Genomic DNA, 19,323 nt, shown 5'->3' on the forward strand with positions numbered 1-19,323 from the left:
CCCCCCCCATGGCCCACCGCCAGCCATCCACCCTGCCGACCCTCATCACCTTGTTGGAGGAGGCCACCCACCTGCTGCGACGCTCCCCGGCGTCGGCGTGGCTGACCTACTACGCCTCGACCATCCCGTTCGCACTCTACCTGTTTTATTTCCTCAATGACATGTCCCGCTCAGCCAGTGCGGGAGCCCATGTCATGGAGTCGTCCCTGGTGCTTGCCCTCCTCTACGGGGGCATGAAGGTGGGCCAGGCACTGTATTGCGACCAGTTGGAGGCCGTCGTGCAAGGCCGGACTCAACCGGGGTCACTGCCCTTCCGCGGATGGTGCCGACTGGTGGCCTCGCAGATGCTCATTCACGCCACGGCTCCCTGGGTGCTGGTGATTGCGCTTCTGGCCATGCTGCCCTTCCCGTGGACTTACGCGTTTTACCACAACGTGACCATTCTGTCGGTGGACCATTTCCGCAAGGGGGGTACCACGCGGGAACTGGTTCGCATTGCCGCCCGGCAGTCTCATTTGGAATGGCTGCAGAACGCCACCACGATCGGCATCATCAAGCTGGTGGCCTTCCTGATGTATCTCAATGTTTTCATCGGGTTCGGCATGGGCGCCATGCTGCTGAAGTCCTTCACCGGCATTGAGAACCCTTTTAGCATGAACTGGATGCTCCTCTTCAGCACCGGCATTCAGGGTTTGCTGGTCATGATCTGCTATCTGGGGATCAACCCCCTGGTGAAGAGTATCTACATTCTGAGGTGCTTCTACGGCGAATCCCGCACCACAGGGGCGGACCTCGCGGTCATTCTGCGACGCATCACCTCCCTGCGGGCGGCTACGGTGGGGGTGACCCTGTTGCTGGCGCTAGGGTCCTTTGCCGCGGTGACTCCGGCCGCCGCTCAGTCCACAGCCGCGGCCCCGGCCCCGTCCACAGAGCCTGGGCGTGGGGGCGAGCTGTCGCAGAACATCGAGAGCGTGCTACAGGGCTCAGAATACCAGTGGCGCATGCCGCGGGACGGGGGGCCGAAAGTGGAGGAGGAGAGCTCCTGGCTTGCGAGCGGATTTAAAGAACTGGGGGCCTGGATCAACAGCATGCTGGAGCACATTGGCAATGCCATCGGGGATCTCATCGACTGGCTGTTTGGCGGGAAGGAGATGCCCGACATGCCCACGGATGCCCCTGGGGGCTCGGCCTGGATGGCCATGATGCCCAAGTTCCTGATCGTGCTGGCAGTCGTGCTGGTCCTCGGCGTGCTCTGGCTGTTCTACCGCAACTGGCGGCAGTCGCGTCTCACCCAGGTGGTGGAGGCTGAAGCTGCCCCGGCGGAAATCGATCTGGAAAGCGAGCACGTGGTGGCGACGCAGTTGCCCGAGAATGAGTGGTTGCGCCTGGCCCGCGAGAAAATGGAGGCCGGGGAGCTGAGGCTGGCCTTGCGCGCCCTCTTCCTCGCCACGCTGGCGCATCTCGGCGAGAAACGCATGCTCCAGATCAGCGGCACCAAGTCCAACGGAGACTATGTGCGGGAGATCAACCGCAAGGCCCGGGGGCACGAGGATGTGCAGGCCAGCTTTCTGCGTCAGGTTCGCACCTTTGACCGGGTCTGGTACGGCTGGCACGAGGTCACACAGGAACTCATGACCAGCTTCCAGGAGGAACACGAGCGCATCACCCGCCATGCAGCGTAACAACGCAGTCCCTGTCGTCATCCTGGTTCTGCTGGGGTGTTTTGCCGTCTGGTGTCTCTCCAGCATCATTGGGCGTCGTTTCTCGGCGGGGGATGCGTATCCGCCCTATTCCTCGCTGCGCAGTGATCCCCTGGGATCGCGAGTGCTGTTTGAGTCCCTCGACCGTCTGGATGGCACACAGGCGCTCCGCAACTACCGCAGCCTCGACAAGCTGGAAGGTGGCCCCGGTCAGACCCTCCTGCTGCTGCGTCTGACCCCCGAGGTGTTTGCTTCGCGGGAATTCAACGGCAAGGACGTGCAGGCCTTTGCCGCCCGTGGTGGCCGGGTGGTGATCACATTGGACGGCCAGGTGGGCAACTGGAAGGAGATGGAGAACCGCGTGGACAAGCGGCGGGACGAGAATGCCGAGCGACGCGAGCGTGAACAGCGGGAAGAGCGCCGGAAGGAACGGGAGAAGAAGCGGGAACGCGAACAGGCTGCGAAAAAGGATGCTCCCGCTCAACCAGCAGACAAGAACGGTGAGGACCAGCGCAAGCATGAGGAGTTGCAGGAGAGAATGGCCTGGCTGCTGAAGTCGAGATCCTTGAAGGCGGTGCTCGGTTTGACGGTGGAACGACAGAACTTTGTCATGACGGCGAAGGGGGCGATTGAACTGGAGAAGTCCCCCCAACTGCCCCTGAAGGACGGCGAACTGCCGGCGTGGTACAGCCGGACGTCCCTCAAGTTCGAGGAAATCCCCGAGAAAAAGCCCGCGGTGGATGACAAGGCGGAGGATAAGGTGGAAGACAAGGCGGAAGCTTCGAGCAAGGACGAGGAGAAAGACGAAAAGCCGGTGTCCACCTCCGACCGCTGGACGGCCCTTGCCGCAGCCAATGGGTCCATCATGATTGCGGAGCAACGTATCGGCCAGGGGAGTGTGGTGGTGGCCACGGACAGCTACTTTGCCAGCAATGAAGCACTGCTGAAGGAGCGGGCCCCGCAGTTCCTGGCGTGGCTTGTGGGCCCCTCGCGTGAAGTGATCTTTGACGAGTTCCATCTGGGCACGGTGGAGTCTCCCGGCATCATGACGCTCGCCCGTCGTCTGCATCTTCAGGGCCTCTTTATCGGTGGTCTGGTTCTGTTCGGCCTGTTCATCTGGCAGAGCAGCTCCAGCCTGGTGCCTGCGGAGGATGTCGCGGGCAAGGAGTCGGAGGCAGTGGTCTCCGGTCACGGAGCCACCGCAGGTCTGATCAGCCTGCTGCGGAGGGGCATTTCTCGTGGCCAGTTGCTGACCCGCTGCTTCGAGGTTTGGGAGAAGTCCGCTCGTCAGAACGGGGCCGCAGCTTCACGCGTGGCTGCGGCGGAAAAGGTGATGGCACCTGTGAAAGGCATCAAGCTCCCCGTGCGACAGGTGGCGGGCGTCTATCGCCAGATTTGTGAAGCCGTGCACACCGGGCCCGGTCGCAAGCAGGGTGGTGCGTAAGTTTCAGAGGCCTGCTCCGCCCGTCAGCACATACCCTGCAGCTTGGGCGGAGAGGGTGCCCATCCGCTCATAGATGGAAAGGATGTTGGTGCGGCCTTTAGTGCCATGCAGCCGGCTGGAGAGGAAGATGTAGAAACTGCCGGATGCAGGATCGATCCAGAGACACGTGCCTGTGAATCCCGTGTGGCCGTAAGAGCCATCAGGAAACAACATGCCCCGGGGGCGGCTGTAGCTGGAGTTCAGATCCCAGCCGAGCCCCCGCTGGTCGGCCATCGCGGGTGGCGATTGCACAGAGGTCATCAGTTGCACCGTCTCCGGGCGCAAGACTCTGGTGCCCTCGAGCTCCCCCTGCCGCAGCATCATGCGGGCGTATCTTGCCAGATCACCGATGGTGCTGAACAGCCCTGCATGACCGGTCACCCCGCCCATGCGGCGGGAGGTGGGGTCGTGCACGACGCCACGGAGGAGCTGGCCGTTCTCGTCATTCTCCGTGGGGGCGATGCGTGGTTTCAGAGCATCTCCGGGCACATAGGTTGTGTCCTTCATCCGCAGAGGATCAAAGACATGCTGTCTGGCAAACTGGTCCAGCGGCTGTCTGGCCACGCGACTCACCAGCTCTCCCAGAAGGAGGAAATTGATGTCACTGTAGCGGAACTCTGCGTCAGGGAGGTGAAATGGCTCGGTGGTGATGATCAACTGATGCCCGGCTGCCCAGCCCGTCCACGGCGGATTGAGCGTGATGCCCGGGCGTAGTCCCGAGGTGTGGGTCATCAGTTGTTTGATCGTGATGAACTCCCGTCCGCTGCCGGTGAATTCCGGCAAGTGGCGGCAGACCCGGTCGTTGATGTCCAGCCTGCCCTGTTCATACAGCAGCATCACGGAGGGGGTCGTGGCCACCACTTTGGTAAGCGAAGCAAGGTCGAAAATCGTGTCCGCCGTCAGCGGCTCCACTGAAGGCACGCGGGCTCGCGATCCGTGAAAGCCTGAAGCCACAACGCCCTGCTTCTCGATCCACCACTCGGCACCGGGCAGTTGGCGGTTCTTGACGGCTTCTACCAACATCGCCTGGATCTCATCCAATCGGCTGCGCACCAGCGGCTGCGGGGCGGGGGACGCCCGGAGCGCCCGAGTCCCGCTCAAGGAGGCCAGGGCGGCAGTGTGAAGCCAGCGGCGGCGGCTGAACAGCATCGGCAGATTCTAACGGGAAATTCCTGGAAGGGAATCCTTGTCTGAGATTTTCACGAGGAGGATTTCCCGCCGAACTCCTTGCCGTTTTCGCCAGCCAGGGTGGAGTGCCGTCCCGTATGCGGGACCAATGCCGGCAGGGAAAGGTGGTGAGGTCGATGATTTCCCTTTGGCGAACGAGCTGAGGGCTGAAAGCCCGAGGTTATGCAGGGACGTCCGTCGTGGGCAGGCTTGATGAGGCCGGGCCTTCGGCCCTCCTGAGGTGGCATTGGCCTTTAGGCGGTCAGGGCCAGGGTGAACAGATGTTCTATGGTGGCTGCTCCCGGCGTAGGCTAGCATGACTTCCGCAGAGTTGCGGACACTGGTGAAGATGATGTCGATGCTCCAGGCTTCGGTCTGGCTGGCCATGGTGGCTGGTCTGTTCAGCCATGCCTTGCCGCTGAAGGCTGAAGACGTTGCAGTGTGGCAATGGTCTGCTCCGCTGGAAGGGACCGTTTCCCCTGAGACTCAGGCCGCTCCTCGCGCCTATCTGTGGATCCCGCCCACCTGTCAAAAGCTGAGGGGCCTGGTGCTGGGGCAGCACAACATGGAGGAGGAGTCCATCCTGGAGCATCCCGGATTTCGCAAAGCGCTGGCAGACTTGCAGTTCGCCGCCGTCTGGATCACTCCGCCATTGGGCATGGACCTCCAGGCGGATACGGCCTTGGGTGGGAGGTTCGAGGGAATTCTCAGCGCCTTGGGCGCGATTTCCGGGTACACCGAGCTGGGCACGGTGCCTGTGGTCCCCATTGGACACTCGGCTGCGGCCTCCTTCCCCTGGTCCTTTGCTGCATGGAAGCCAGAACGGACTCTGGCTGCCATCTCCATCAGCGGGCAGTGGCCGTACGCCACGGGGCCAGGCATTCCCAAACTGTCTGCGGACGCTCTTGATGGAGTGCCGGGCATGGTGATTATGGGGGAGTATGAATGGGCCTCGGATCGGGCGGGAGAGGGCCTCAAACAACGTCGTGAACATCCCCGGCTGCCGCTCTCGCTGCTGGCGGAGCCCGGGGGCGGGCACTTCGATGTCTCTGAGGCCAAGGTGGAGTTCCTGGCGTTGTATCTGCAAAAGGCCGCTCACCATCGCTTGCCAACCGAAGAAGGACAGCCTCTCGTGCCACTGGATCCCCGCCGTGAAGGGTGGCTGGTGGAACGCTGGCGACGCGATCAGCCCCGCAAGTCGGCGGCTGGTTCAGTGGCCCAGTACGGTGGAGATCCCGGGCAGACGTTCTGGTGCTTCGATCAGGAAACCGCTCAGAGAATCGAGGCCTTCGGGAACGAGCACGAAAACAAGAAAGCCCAACTCGTGGGTTATGAGCAAGCAGGCGTCAAGGTGGGGCAGGACAAGAAGACCCATCAGCAGGTCACGTTGCCGTTCTTGCCTGAACCAGATGGCATCACCTTCAAGGTGCGCGGCACCTTTCTTGAAGCTGTGCCAGAAGGGCGTCCTGTGAAATGGACCCAGCTTCCCGCTGGTGCGGAGATCGGTCATGCCTCCAGCGGCGGCCCGGTGGTCATCCAGAGGATCTGCGGCCCAGTGACCCAACTCGATCCCGAGACGTTTCAAATTGGCTTTGGGCGGCTTGGTTTCGACAACCCCCGCCGCTCGGGGGAGATCTGGCTGATGGCAAGCCATCCGGGAGATGGAGAGTACAAACGCGCCGTGCAGCAGGCGCTTCTGAAGATCCCGGTCCGCAACACTGCCGGCCCTGCCCAGCGCATCACCTTTGCCCCGCTTCCCAATCCAAAGTCCGGAACAACCACGGCGCCTTTGGTGGCCACCTCAGATTCGGGTGAGAAGGTCCGCTTCTACGTGCGAGAGGGGCCCGCACGGGTGGAAGGGGATACCCTGCATCTCACCCCGGTGCCGCCCCGCACGCGGTTTCCTGTGAAGGTCACCGTGGTGGCCTGGCAGTGGGGTCGGTCTATCGAACCCAGACTCCGGAGTGCCGAGCCGGTAGAGCGGACTTTTGAAGTGGCGCGTTAACGCCGTCAGCGGACAATTGAGGCTTGCCCGGCGGTCAAAGCTTGCGCATGGCGGTGGGTGGGATAAAGAAATTTTTCCGCCGCATGAAGCCTGCTGCATCATCCCCACCCCCGTCTGTGTCCGCAGTGGCCGACAGAGTGCGCACCCTGTTGGACGCCAAGCAGTGGCGCAAGGCCCGGGACGAGGCAAAGCAAGGGTGCAAGGCGGACAAAGCCAAGTTTCTGCCTCTGCTGATCGAAGCGAATACCGGCTTGACCAGGGAGATGATTGCCAAGAAGCAGATCTCTGAAGCGGAACAGGTGCTGGCCTACCTGGCCACCATCGCCCCCAAGGAATTCGTGGATGAGCTGAAGAAGGAGATGTTGGGGCAGAAGGAAGTCCAACTGGCCCAGCAGTCGGTGGTGCGTCCGCAGGGCGCGGGGGCAGCCCGGGTGCCAACTGTGGAGGAGGTGGCCGGACTTGCGGCTAGGCTCGGTTCTGGAGAGGAACTTGCCGCGTCTGATTGGAGCCGGGTGGACGCCTGGGTGGCAGATGGTCTGGGCAGGAACCTGCCCGCCCCCAAGGGGGAGGTCCCTCAGGTTGTCCAGGATATGACGGCAGTGTCCCGGGCGATTGACGCGGTGGGCGCAGGCAATTTCTCGGAGGCGCAGGATCTGCTTCGTCCGCTTTCGTTGCGGTCGCTCCTTCAACACTGGAAGGCGTTCCTGCGGGCTGTCATCTTCAGCCACCAGGGAGAGCGGGAGAAGGCTCTGAGAGGGTTCAGGTCCCTGGAGCCTTCCTCATTACTTTCGCGTGCCTCCGCGCCCTACCTGGCTCTCCTGAAGGAACCCATCCCTCTTGAGTCCAAGCCGTCTGATGAACAGCTGGCGTTTGGCCTGCTGGCCCTGTCGGGGGGAGATCCGGGATGGGCAGGCGCAGTCGCAAAGGCCGAATCTCACTGGGACAAGGGCGAAGTCTGCCGGGTGTATCGTGATCTTCGCAAAGGTGCCAAGGGCAAGTTCCCCACCATTGTCGCAAACGCTGCAGGGACCCTCACGGATTTGGTGTTTTGCACTCAGCAAGTGAATGATGATCGGCGTGATCAACTGCTGGCTGCAGTCATTGCGGACCTGCCACGGGCCCACACCCGGACCCATGAAACGCTGGCCCTGCTGCGGTGTGTCATGTTGAACCTGGACTTCCTGAAGGAATCGGACATCTCCCTGCTTTTCGAGCTCTATCTCAAGCTGTGGAAAAATGAAGGGGGGCTGCCACCTCAGACAGAGGCTCTGGCCCGGGAATGGATGGGCACGAAATGGGCCGATGAGGCAGTGGTGCCTTCGATGCGGATTCCGGGTCGCTTTGAAGTCCTGGTGCGCAACCCCATCGCCGCCCAGGCGGAGTTCGAGAAGGCCATCAAACTCCAGCCCGGCCGGGTGAAATCCTATTTGGGGTTGTGCCGGATCTTTGAGCGGACGGGTGAGATGGCCAGGCGGGAAAAGCTCCTTGCCGAGATGTGCCAGCGGTTCGAGGACGACAAAAGCGTGATGATGCTGGCTGGGGAGAGCGACTTGGGATTGAAGAAATTTGCCAGTGCGGTGGTGCATCTCGAGAAGGCGCTCCGGCTGGACCCGCTGGACACCCGTTTACTGGATGAAGTGGTGTTCGCCAAGGCAGGTCAGATCCTCGAAGCAGGGGGCAGTGCGCCGCGGGATGGATGGGCCCTGCTGGAGCCTCTGCTGGTGGATGAACCGAAGGTTCAGGCACGGTCCCGGTGGTGCATGCGCGTGATCCAGGGGGCCGGACAACGTCGTGGGCTCTCAGCAAACCTCCGGGAAGAGGGAAGTCAGATGGCACCTCACCCCCTTGTGGCGGTCTATTTTGAGCGTCTGGCCTGCCTCTGCTTTGCGCTGCCGGTGCCAAAAGACAGTGGCCCGCGATGGAAGGCTGTGCTTCCATCCGTGAAGGCCGACACCATCATCCAGCTGCTGGATGTCTATGAGTACTGGGTGGTGAGGCACAAGGCTTCCGGCACTAGGAGTCAGGTCCGGGGGGCGTTGGAGTCCGCGATCCCCGCACTGAATACAAAACACGCCACTCCAGAAGCGTTGCTGCAACTGACCGATGCCCTGGTGTCTCGTGTCACCAAGGACAAGAAGGATCTCCAGTTTGCGGAACTGTGCGACTACCTGATTTTTCTCCTGCACCAGCGGCACCTTTCGAAGTGTCACAAGCGAAAAGCGGACCCTCGCTTGAGGCTTGCGGTCGCTTTGTTGGACGATCTGCGCTGTTTCAACGGTACCATCTATGACCCGCTATCTTACCTTCAGGACCTGGCGAAAGATGCTGCCGCGGCAGGTTTGCCGGTGGTGGCGGAGAGGGCGCGCAAGTTGTTGCACAAGGTGAAGGAGTTTCACTTCAGCAGGAGGCCGGAATTTGACGATCCATTCGTCGAAGTGATCAGGCCGGGGCCGGACAGCTTGCCTGAGAGCAAGCCTGGGCCTTCCTTCGAAGACCTTCGCGGATTCATGGACATCATCCTCCAGATCAAGGCCTCCCTCCCGCAGGACGTTGCTGACATGCGGAAGATGGTGGTCAGAGAGAAGGTGATCCCGGTGGCGACGTTCGACATGCTGGTGGACTTCGCCAGGAATGCTACCGCAGAAGAGCTTGCCGGCATGATGACGGGGATGGACGGGTATGAAGGTGGGCCTGCCTACCGGCCAGGCCAGCCCAAGGGGCGCGGGAAGACCTCTCACCCAGACCAGCTCGACCTGTTCTAAACCACCACCTAAGTTGACTCATGAATCCCTACCTTGAACTGGGTGTCGCTGAAAATGCCAGTGACGAGGAAATACGCCTCGCCTACTTGAAAGGCATTCAAACGCGCTCGCCGGAAAGCGATCCTGAAGGTTTCCAGGTGCTGAATGCAGCGTACGACCGGGTCCGCACCTCTGATCTGAGGGACATGTGGCGGCTTTTCCGTGACGCCGCCCCCGGGGCATCGCTCTTGGACGCCCTGACCCGCCATCTTCAACAATCCGGTGTGGCCCGACCCATGCCCGCCGCCCGGCTCAAGCAGTACCTCCGTCTTTGTGCCCAAAAATGAATCCCTCTTTTCCCCTTCCTTACGGATCCGATGCAGATCCGGAAAGTTCCCCTCCCGGCGCGGTCGTGTCTCCTTCTGGCGTCCAGTGGAAGTCAGCCCTGCGTGCAGAGTTCGAAACCTGGCTTGAATCCGTGGATCAAATGGCCGAGCCGGAGGCTGTGGATATCGCAGCAGCTGATGAAGCGCCCAGCCTGAGGTCTTTTTACGAACAACTCACCACGGCGACCACGGAGTGGCGTCGCTCGGGGCGCCGCACGGCTGATGTGCTGGCACGTCTGGGGGACTCGCTCTCAGCCCTGGGGGAGGAAACGCGCCAGTTGCGTTTGCAACGGTCGCAAGAGGAGCAGGGAGAGGCGCTTCCTTCAGACTGGTGTCTGGCTTTGATCGAAACGGCTGACAAGATCCGGCGCATCCAGAGCGCCTTCGAGAATCCCCCGCAGACAGCCTCCCCCTGGTGGCCTTCTGCCCGTGCTGGCCTGCAGGCCTGGCGCAATGCGTGGCAAGTGCAGGGCGAGGCTTTGGCCATTCTGTCCGGCCATGTGGACGGACAGCTCAGAAAGGCCGGGCTGGAAAGGATTGTCACTCGCGGCAGAATCCTTGACCCATCCGTGATGACCGCCGTCAGTGTGACGGTGGATGGAACAGTGCCAGATCAGACGGTGATCGAGGAAACTCTGCCTGGGTACCAGCGGGGCGGCCAGGTCATTCGCGCCGCCCAGGTCCGCGTTTCCCGTTCCGCATAGAACCTCCCTCCCACAGAATTTTACATCATGTACGAAGTTATTGCAGGCATCGACCTTGGGACCACGAACTCTGCCGTTTGCGTGGTGGAGGACGGTGTGCCCAGAATCCTTCCCGTTCACGGCCAGCCCACCATGCCAAGTGCCGTGGGATTGGACCCCACAGGGAAACTCATCGTAGGACAGGCCGCCAAGAATCAGCAGATCTCCGCGCCAGAACGCACCATCACCTCCATCAAGAGACTGATGGGTGAGGACACGAAGGTCACGCTGGGCGACAGGCAACTTTCTCCGGAAGAGGTCAGCGCGCTGATCCTCAAGGAGCTGAAACAGGCCGCTGAGAAGGAGCTGGGTGTACCGGTGAAAAAAGCGGTGATCACGGTGCCCGCATTTTTCAACGAGCGCCAGCGCAAGGCCACTCAGGTGGCGGGAGATCTGGCCGGCCTTGAGGTGGTCCGGATCATCAATGAGCCCACTGCTGCAGCACTTGCCTATGGTGCTGGCCGTGAGGATGGGGAGACCATGCTGGTGTATGACCTGGGTGGTGGCACCTTCGATGTGTCTCTGGTACGGGTGGAGTCTGGAGTGGTGGAAGTAAAGGCCAGCCATGGAGACACCCATCTGGGTGGCGATGACTTCGATACGGAGCTCGTCCGGCTTGCTGCCGAGCGTTTTCGCACGCGTCACCGGACGGAAGGGGACCTCCCTGATCTGGTGCAGCGGCGTCTGAAAGGGACGATGGAGTCGGCCAAGATCCGTCTGTCAGAAGAGACATTTGTCCAAGTGCAGGAGGAATACCTGCATGCTGGACAGCACCTGGATACTGAAATCTCCCGTGCGGAGTACGAGGAAATGATCGCGCCCTGGCTGGACAGGACGCTGACCTGTCTGCACAGCACGCTGCGGGATGCTGGCATGACCAGCGCGGAGGTGGGCAAGATCATGCTCGTGGGTGGAGCCACTCGGACGCCAGCGGTGCAGGATTTGCTCAGGGAGCGGTTGGGGCTTGAAGCGCATTTTGAAATCAACCCGGATCTCATCGTCGCCATGGGGGCGGCCGTCCAGGGGGCCATCATCGCCGGACAGCCCCAGCGGGCCATTCTGGTGGACATCACTCCCCACTCGTACAGCGTGGCCGTGCTGGACCAAAACGTGGCGCACAGCCTGGTCTGTGTGCCGATCGTGAACCGGAATACGCCTCTTCCGGCAAAGCGGGCCAAGACATTCTACACCCTGATGCCAGGTCAGAAAGAGGTGAGGGTGGAGGTGTATCAGGGCGAGGGCTCCCTGCCTGAAGACAATCTCCTCGTGGGCGATTTCATTGTTGCCGGACTTTCCCCCACTGCTCCGGAAGACAGTCCCATCATTGTGGACTTCCATCTGGACCTCAATGGCATGCTCAAGGTGACCGCGACGGAAAAAATCACGGGTCTGGTCAAGACCGTGGTGCTTGACACGAGAGGGCAGCACCTGCTCGATCTGAAAGCGGCCCGGGCGAATCTCTCGAGCTATTACGACGCCATCACTGGCGAGTCGGCAGAAGAGGGTGATGCCGACGGAGAGGACAGTGACCTGGATCAGCAGTCCCTGCTTGCCACGGCGAAGTCACTCCGGCAGCGGGCGGAATCGCTTTTGGGCAAAGGCCTGTCTGACGATGACGCAGGGGAGATCCGTCGCCTGCTGGATCTCATTGGCACGGCGATCGGAAGCCAGGACTGGAGCAGCCTGGGCAAGCATTCCGACGCCTTGGGCGACGTCCTGTTCTACCTCGAAGATTAACTTGGCCCTGGCTCACACTCCCATGCCCGCGTGCTCCATCACCTGCCCCGCCTGTGGCAAGTCCAATGAGATCGAGGATGACAACCTTGCCTGCCGTCGTTGCGGTGCCGACCTGGAGCCGCTCCTGAGTCTGGATGCTGCGGCAGCAGGATTGCGACTTCTGGGGGCCCGGGCCCTCCGCCAACAGCAGCCTGAAGAGGCTCTTGCGCTGGCGGAGCAGGCTTGGGAGTTGAGTCCCAGCCGCGCTGCCGCCCAGGTGGCAATCCTCGCGGCAGTGGGATGTCGGGACTGGGAGGGGCTGCGGTGCTGGAGGCAGCGTCTCGTGGCCTTGTCAGGAGCTTAAGGCGAGAGCGGCAACCGGTGCTACAGCCGCACCGGAATGCCCTTGCTGGCCAGGTGGCGCTTCACGTCACCCACGGTGAACTCGCCAAAGTGGAAGATGCTCGCGGCGAGCACGGCATCCGCCTTGCCTTCCTGGAGGACGTCCACCATGTGGTCGAGGTTTCCTGCACCGCCGCTGGCGATCACGGGAATGGTGACGGCTTCGCTCACGGCCCGGTTCAGGGGCAGGTCATAGCCTGCCTTGGTACCGTCAGCATCCATGCTGGTGAGTAGAATTTCGCCTGCACCGCGGCGGCAGGCCTCGGCGGCCCATTCCACGGCATCGATTTCCTGGCCATCCCGCAGGGCCAGTTTGCGTCCGCCGTGGGTGTAAACGGACCAGGATCCCCGGTCATTGCGTTTGGCATCGATCGCGACCACGAGCGCCTGGCAGCCGAAAGCGGCAGCGCCTTCATCGATCACGCTGGGATTGAAGAGCGCCGCGGTGTTCAGGCTGACCTTGTCGGCACCGGCCAGCAGCATGGTGCGCATGTCGGCCACGGTGCGGATGCCTCCGCCCACTGTCACGGGCATGAAGCAGCGCTCTGCGGTGCGTTCCACCACATCGATGATCGTCCGTCTTTCATCACTGGAGGCCGTGATGTCCAGGAAGACCAGCTCGTCTGCGCCCTGGTCATTGTAGGCCACCGCACATTCCACCGGGTCGCCGGCATCACGCAGTTCCAGGAACTTGGTGCCTTTGACGACGCGGCCGTTGTTGACGTCCAGGCAGGGGATGATGCGCTTCGTGAGCATGAGAGACGGGTGGGAAAAGGGGAAAGGTTGAATATCTTGGTTAGACCAGATTGGCAAAAAAGCGAATCCTGCGAGAAGATGGGGCCGTCATGGCCGCCGCTGCACCCAGAAAGTCAGGCAAGAAAGTGGTCCCCGCCCGTCGGGAGCCTGAAGGCATGGCGCGGTCGGAGCTGGAGATGGACTTTCTGACGTTCATGGAGGTGGAGCGATCGGCTTCGCCCAAGACGCTGGAAAACTACCGGCATGCCATGAGTACGTTCCGGAAGAGCCAGCCGGCGTGCATGACCTGGGAGTCGCTGACGCCAGACGACTTTCGCCTGTATCTCTACGAGCAGATGAAGGCGGAACTGGGGCGCGCCACCATCCGGCTGCACTTCGCGGCCCTCCGGTCGTTCTTCAAGTTCCTGACGCGTCGCCGGGGTCTGGTGAAGAATCCTCTCCTGGAGGTGCAACTTCCCAAGCCCGAGAAGAAGCTGCCGGTGGTGCTGACTCTCAGCCAGGTGGAGACGCTCCTGAATCTCCCGTTGAACACCCCTCGTGAAAAGCAGGCCCCGGCGTGGGCACCAGAGCGGGATGCGGCCATCCTGGAGTTGTTCTACAGCACGGGTGTTCGTATCAGCGAGCTGGCCTCGCTGAACGTGGAGGATGTGGATGTGTACTCGGAGACCCTGCGAGTGATCGGGAAGGGGCGGAAGGAGCGCATCTGTCCCGTGGGTGGTCCCGCCATCCGGGCGATGCAGCGGTATCAAAGCCGTCTGGGAGTGTATTCTGGCCCTCTCTTTCGCAGCAAGGTGGGCAAGCGCATGACGAATCAGGCCATCAACAATGTGGTGGAGAAATACTGGAAACTATCCGGCCTGCCCGTGCAGGTGACGCCTCACAAGCTGCGGCACAGCTTTGCCACCCATTTGCTTAACAATGGCGCGGACCTGCGCAGCGTGCAGACGCTCCTGGGCCATGCCAGCCTGAGCACGACCCAGATCTACACTCACGTGACCACAGAGCGGATGAAAGAAGTGTACGAAGATGCTCATCCCCGGGCATAATGTGCTGCGTCCCCAGCCTGAAGGCATTTCAGGGCAAAGATGTCACGGACTTTTCGTGTCCAGCCCGGCTGAAAACGGCTGTTGGTAGGATGCCCATGCAGATTTTTCCGAAGTCAGAATGCAAGTGTACACTTGCAACTGTTTGACCTCTTCAGACGTACAGCCATTACCCCGCTCTCGCTGGATGCGGGTGGTCCAACCTGCAGGGCTGGCAAAAATACCCCCACGATTTCCACATGATCCAACGCGCCCCATTGTTCCTACTCGCGGTTGCAGGCCTGTCTGGCCTGGCCATTACTTCATGCCAGAAGAAGGCCAGCGGCACAGCTGGCGCGGCACCCGCCCCCCAGGTTACCGTGGCCGCACCGGTGGTGAAAAGAATCATGGAATGGGACGAGTTTGTGGGCCGTCTTGAGTCGCCCAAGATGGTGAACCTGCGCGCCCGTGTGGGTGGCTATCTGGAAAAGATCCATTTCAAAGAAGGTGCTGAGGTGAACGCCGGGGACCTGCTGGTGACGATTGATCCACGCCCCTACGAAGCCGCCGTGGAGGGGGCCAAAGCCGAGCTGGACCGCAACCGGACCCGGTCTGAACTGGCACGCAATGAAGCCAAGCGGGCGGAAACACTGATCAAATCCCGCGCCATCGCGGCAGAGGATTATGATTCCCGGCTCAAAGCCGCTGCAGAAGCCGATGCCGCCGTGAGGGTGGCGGATGCGGCGCTCAAGACGGCCCAGCTGAATCTGGAGTTCACCAGCGTGCGGGCTCCCATCAGCGGCCGCATCAGCAATGCCCCTGTCACGGAGGGGAACCTCGTGACCGGGGGCGAGAAGGATTCCACGCTGCTGACGACCATTGTTTCCTTGGACCCGATCTATTGTTACATTGAGGTTGATGAGCAGAGCGCGCTCAAATACCGGCAGCTCTACCGTGAGGGCAGGCGTCGTAGCGCGATCTTTGAGACCGTGGAAGCCCAGATGGGGCTCTCCAACGAGGCCGGATTTCCGCGCAAGGGCATCATCGACTTCGTGGACAACCAGCTCCGTCCTGACACCGGCACCATCCGCGCCCGTGGCGTGTTTGCCAATGCCGACAAGCTGATGGCCCCCGGCTTCTTCGCTCGTGTCCGCATCCCGGGTTCAGGAGAATACGAAGCCTTCCTGGTGCGCGACAACGCCATCGGCAACGACCAGGGCCGCACCTATGTCTTCGTCATCAACGGCGAGAACAAGGCCGAGTACCGCCCTGTCGATGTAGGCCCCATGGAAGACGGTCTCCGTGTGGTCCGCTCCGGACTGAAGGCGGGCGAAAAGGTCGTCATCAACGGTCTCATGAACATCCGCAACGGCGTCACAGTGAGAGCCTCTGAGGAGCCGATGGCGCTCCCCCCTGCGAGCCCGGTGGAGCAGGCGACTGCGAAGCGATAGGGGGGAATTATAAATTGAGAATTCTAAATTATAAATGGGATGCGTGGAACTCCAGAGGGCAGGGAGAATGTTGTTTTGGATAAGAGCTATGCCTTTGCGTTGGCAGTAATCGATGCCTACAAAAAGATGGTGGCGCAGCGTGAATTGGTTCTCTCTAAACAACTTTTGCGCTGCGGTACCAGCATCGGTGCCAACGTCGAGGAAGCCCAAGCCGCACAGAGTACTCGCGATTTCATCAGTAAACTTTCCATTGCCTGCAAAGAGGCCAGAGAATCCAGATATTGGCTCCGGCTCCTTGATCGTAGCAGTTTGTGCAACATCGACTTCAATCCGCTTCTGTCCCAGGTTGAGGAACTAATCCGGCTGCTTTGCTCCATACTAAAGAGCGTCTCTAAACGACTGACCGCCAAAGGGTAGCTCATTTATCATTTCTAATTTCAAATTTATAATTCTCTGATGAATCTTCCCCGGTTTTTCGTAGATCGCCCCGTCTTTGCTGCCGTGGTGAGCATTGTCATCACGCTCCTGGGTGGGCTGGCTTATTTCCAATTGCCCGTTTCACAGTATCCGGAGGTGGTTCCTCCCACGGTGGTGGTGAGTGCGACCTATCCGGGAGCCAATGCGGAAGTGCTTGCGGACACGGTGGCGACACCGCTGGAACAGGAAATCAACGGGGTGGAGAACATGCTGTATCTCTCCTCGTCTTCGACCAGTGACGGTCGACTGTCGATCACCGTGACCTTCAAGCTGGGCACGGACTTGAACCAGGCACAGGTGCTGGTGCAAAACCGTGTGAATGCCGCGCTGCCTCGTCTGCCGGAAGAGGTGAGACGTCTTGGGGTGACAGCCCTCAAGCGGTCACCAGACCTGACGATGGCCATCCAGTTCTATTCGCCTGATGACACGCGTGATGTGCTGTATCTGGCGAACTATGTGAACCTGCAGGTGCAGAACCGCATTGCCCGTGTGCCCGGTGTGGCGGAGGCTTCCACGCTGGGCGGTCTGGACTTTACGATGCGCATCTGGCTGGATCCTGAGAAGCTGGCAGTGCGCAATCTGACGGCGGGGGATGTGGTCAGTGCCATCCGCGAGCAGAACGTGCAGGTGGCAGCGGGCCAGCTCGGTCAACCGCCTGCTCCCAGCGGACTCCAGTTTCAGTACACGCTCACGACGCAGGGACGTCTGCGCAGCGCGGAGCAGTTTGGTCGTATCGTATTGCGCACGGGAGGCAGTGGGGATGTGATTCGTCTGCAAGATGTGGCCCGCATTGAGTTGGGTGGGAAAGACTATGCCGTGAAGAGCTATCGCGACGGCAAGAACTCGGTCTCACTGCGGGTGTTCCAGCTTCCCGGCACGAATGCGCTTCAGACCTCGGATGCCGTGTATGCCGCCATGGCAGACATCAGCAAGCGCTTCCCGCCCGGGGTGGATTACAGCATCAACTACGATCCCACGAAGTTCGTGCGCTCCTCCATGAAGGCGGTGCTTCACACCCTGGTGGAAGCCGTGCTGCTCGTGGTGCTGGTGGTGGTGGTCTTCCTGCAGAGCTGGCGCGCTTCCGTCATCCCGCTCCTGGCTGTGCCGGTGTCGCTGGTGGGGACCCTGGCGGTGATGTCAGCCTTCGGGTTCTCGTTAAACAACCTCTCCCTCTTCGGGCTGGTGCTGGCGATCGGGATTGTGGTGGATGATGCCATCGTGGTGGTGGAGAACGTGGAACGCTATCTGGCCAAGGGTTTCACGCCTCGGGAGGCCACCCTGCGGGCCATGAAGGAAGTGACGGGCCCCGTGGTGGCCATCGCCCTGGTGCTTTGCGCGGTGTTTGTGCCCACCGCCTTTCTGGGTGGCATCACCGGTGAGTTCTACCGCCAGTTTGCCCTCACCATCGCGGCCTCCACGGTGATTTCCGCGATCAACTCGCTCACACTGTCCCCGGCTCTGGCGGCTCTGCTCCTCCGCCACCACGAGGCCAAGCCTGATATCATGACGCGGCTTATCGAAGGGTTGCTGGGCTGGTTCTTCCGCATCTTCAACCGTGCCTTCGGTGCCATGTCAGAAATGTATGCCAAGAGCATCGCCAAGGTGATCCGGCATGCCGTTCTGTCCCTGCTGATCTATGGCGGCCTGATCGCCTTTGCCGTGCACGCCTTCAAAAAGGTGCCCACAGGCTTCATTCCAGCGCAGGACATGGGTTATTTCATGACGGTGATCCAGCTGCCGGACGGGGCCTCGTTCGAGCGATCTGATGAGATCGTGCGCCGGGTGGATGCCCTCGCTCGCGAAACCCCTGGCGTGGCCCACACGTTTGCCATCTCCGGCTACTCGAACGTGCTCCAGGCCAACCAGAGCAATCTGGGTGCCTGTTTCATCATTCCAGATGAGTTTGAGAAGCGCACGGATCCGTCGCTCAGCGCCAATGCGTTGATGGCCACGCTTCGCAAGAAGTTCGCCGATATCCAGGAAGCACGTGTGCTCGTCCTTCCGCCGCCGCCACTGCGGGGGCTCGGCAATGCCGGGGGTTTCAAGCTTCAGGTGGAAGACCTGAACAATGCCGGTCTGCCAGCCCTGGAGGCTGCCACGCGCAAGTTCCTGGATGCCCTGTCAGCAGAGCCTGGCTTCTCCTCCATGATCACCGGTTTCAGGTCGAACAATCCTCAGTTCAACCTGGTGATCGACCGCGAACGGGCGAAGACGATGAACGTCTCCATCTCCGCAATCAATGACACCCTCCAGACCTATCTGGGCTCGACGTATGTGAACGACTTCAACCTCTTCGGCCGCACCTGGCAGGTGATGGCCATGGCAGAGCCGGCGAATCGCATGAAGCCGGAGGACATCGGGCGTCTCCGCACCCGGAACATGAATGGAGAGATGGTGCCTCTCGGGGCCCTGGTGAAGGTGGAGCGCATCGGGGGTGCCGACCGTGTGCAGCGGTACAACATGTTTGTCTCCTCTGACATCAGTGGCAGCACCTCGGCCGAGATCAGCTCGGGTGAGATGATTCAACGCGTGGACGAGCTGGCCAAGCAACACCTGCCGGAGGGCTTCGACTACGAGTGGACCGACCTTACCTACCAGCAGATCCTGGCGGGGAATTCCATCGTGTACATCTTCCCGCTGTGCGTGCTGTTCGTCTTCCTCGTGCTCTCTGCGCAGTATGAGAGCTGGGCCCTGCCGCTGGCGGTGATCCTGATCGTGCCCATGTGTCTCCTTAGCGCCATCGGCGGGGTGTGGATCTCCGGGATGGACAACAACATCTTCACCCAGATCGGTCTGGTAGTGCTGGTAGGACTGGCTTCGAAGAACGCCATTCTCATCGTGGAGTTCGCCCGGCAGCAGCAGGATCTGGGCATGTCCCGGTTCGATGCGGCGGTTGAGGCCTGCCGCCTGCGCCTGCGCCCCATCTTGATGACCAGCTTTGCCTTCATCCTCGGCGTGCTTCCGCTGGTGCTGGCCAAAGGGGCTGGGGCGGAAATGCGAAATGCTCTGGGCACGGCCGTGTTCTACGGCATGCTCGGGGTCACCTTCTTCGGCCTGATTTTCACTCCGGTCTTCTACGTGGTGATCGCCAAGTTCATGAAGGATCGCAAGGAGATCAAGGACACCCCGGAGTCCCTGAAACTGCCTCATACCGTGCCTCATGGTGCTCCTGAGGGCGCATAGGGACTTTCGGGGGGAGCGAAAATGGTGTCGGTTGCTGGCAGCTTAGTTGCTGCCCGCAACCGCCTGGCAGGCCGAAAGAATGGGCGCTGGC

14 protein-coding genes are annotated in these 19,323 nt (G+C 61.2%); 12 read left to right on the forward strand and 2 right to left on the reverse strand.

Going from position 1 to position 19,323, the window contains the following annotated elements:
• Positions 1–8: 8 nt before the first annotated feature.
• Positions 9–1,682, forward strand: coding sequence for a DUF4129 domain-containing protein (locus VSP_RS03390; RefSeq protein WP_009958753.1), 1,674 nt, complete (start codon positions 9–11; stop codon positions 1,680–1,682).
• The gene (locus VSP_RS03395) at positions 1,672–3,144 is read left to right on the forward strand and encodes a DUF4350 domain-containing protein (protein ID WP_009958755.1); all 1,473 of its coding nucleotides are present in this window, start codon (positions 1,672–1,674) and stop codon (positions 3,142–3,144) included. Before VSP_RS03390 ends, VSP_RS03395 begins: the two co-directional genes overlap by 11 nt.
• A 3-nt stretch (positions 3,145–3,147) precedes the next feature.
• On the opposite strand, the gene VSP_RS03400 is transcribed toward VSP_RS03395, so the two are convergent.
• The gene (locus VSP_RS03400; protein ID WP_009958757.1) at positions 3,148–4,332 is read right to left on the reverse strand and encodes a serine hydrolase domain-containing protein; all 1,185 of its coding nucleotides are present in this window, start codon (positions 4,330–4,332) and stop codon (positions 3,148–3,150) included.
• 334 nt (positions 4,333–4,666) lie between these two features.
• Here VSP_RS03400 and VSP_RS03405 point away from each other — a divergent pair, with 334 nt between their 5' ends.
• The 6 genes from VSP_RS03405 to VSP_RS03430 all read left to right on the forward strand — a co-directional run bounded on the left by VSP_RS03405 (position 4,667) and on the right by VSP_RS03430 (position 12,305).
• A complete protein-coding gene (locus tag VSP_RS03405; RefSeq protein ID WP_009958758.1) occupies positions 4,667–6,355 on the forward strand; it encodes a hypothetical protein in 1,689 nt (562 codons plus the stop codon).
• An 83-nt stretch (positions 6,356–6,438) separates the two neighbouring features.
• Positions 6,439–9,117: a tetratricopeptide repeat protein gene (locus VSP_RS03410; protein WP_157210714.1), complete on the forward strand. Its 2,679-nt coding sequence runs from the start codon at positions 6,439–6,441 to the stop codon at positions 9,115–9,117.
• Between the two features lie 20 nt (positions 9,118–9,137).
• Positions 9,138–9,443 (forward strand): J domain-containing protein, encoded by a 306-nt coding sequence (locus VSP_RS33690; protein ID WP_009958760.1) that lies wholly within the window; start codon positions 9,138–9,140, stop codon positions 9,441–9,443.
• Positions 9,440–10,186, forward strand: coding sequence for a nucleotide exchange factor GrpE (gene grpE / locus VSP_RS03420; RefSeq protein ID WP_009958761.1), 747 nt, complete (start codon positions 9,440–9,442; stop codon positions 10,184–10,186). The genes VSP_RS33690 and grpE overlap by 4 nt, the downstream gene beginning before the upstream one ends.
• 27 nt (positions 10,187–10,213) lie before the next feature.
• Entirely contained in the window at positions 10,214–11,962 is a 1,749-nt protein-coding gene (locus VSP_RS03425) for an Hsp70 family protein (RefSeq protein ID WP_009958762.1), read from the forward strand.
• 22 nt (positions 11,963–11,984) lie between these two features.
• Positions 11,985–12,305, forward strand: coding sequence for a hypothetical protein (locus VSP_RS03430; RefSeq protein ID WP_009958764.1), 321 nt, complete (start codon positions 11,985–11,987; stop codon positions 12,303–12,305).
• A gap of 20 nt (positions 12,306–12,325) precedes the next feature.
• Here the strand turns inward: VSP_RS03430 and hisF are convergent, their stop codons facing one another.
• The gene (hisF, locus tag VSP_RS03435; RefSeq protein WP_009958765.1) at positions 12,326–13,099 is read right to left on the reverse strand and encodes an imidazole glycerol phosphate synthase subunit HisF; all 774 of its coding nucleotides are present in this window, start codon (positions 13,097–13,099) and stop codon (positions 12,326–12,328) included.
• A gap of 89 nt (positions 13,100–13,188) precedes the next feature.
• Here hisF and xerA point away from each other — a divergent pair, with 89 nt between their 5' ends.
• The 4 genes from xerA (at position 13,189) to VSP_RS33695 (ending at position 19,232) form a co-directional block, all read left to right on the forward strand.
• Positions 13,189–14,145, forward strand: a complete 957-nt coding sequence (xerA, locus tag VSP_RS03440) for a site-specific tyrosine recombinase/integron integrase (RefSeq protein WP_009958766.1) — start codon at positions 13,189–13,191, stop codon at positions 14,143–14,145.
• 236 nt (positions 14,146–14,381) lie between these two features.
• On the forward strand, positions 14,382–15,572 hold the full coding sequence (locus tag VSP_RS03445; protein WP_009958767.1) for an efflux RND transporter periplasmic adaptor subunit: 1,191 nt from the start codon (positions 14,382–14,384) through the stop codon (positions 15,570–15,572).
• Positions 15,573–15,611: 39 nt separating this feature from the next.
• On the forward strand, positions 15,612–15,989 hold the full coding sequence (locus VSP_RS03450) for a four helix bundle protein (protein ID WP_009958768.1): 378 nt from the start codon (positions 15,612–15,614) through the stop codon (positions 15,987–15,989).
• Between the two features lie 39 nt (positions 15,990–16,028).
• Positions 16,029–19,232 (forward strand): efflux RND transporter permease subunit, encoded by a 3,204-nt coding sequence (locus tag VSP_RS33695; RefSeq protein WP_009958770.1) that lies wholly within the window; start codon positions 16,029–16,031, stop codon positions 19,230–19,232.
• Positions 19,233–19,323: the final 91 nt, after the last annotated feature.

This window comes from Verrucomicrobium spinosum DSM 4136 = JCM 18804 (assembly GCF_000172155.1).
In the GTDB taxonomy this organism is placed as follows: Bacteria; Verrucomicrobiota; Verrucomicrobiia; order Verrucomicrobiales; family Verrucomicrobiaceae; genus Verrucomicrobium; species Verrucomicrobium spinosum.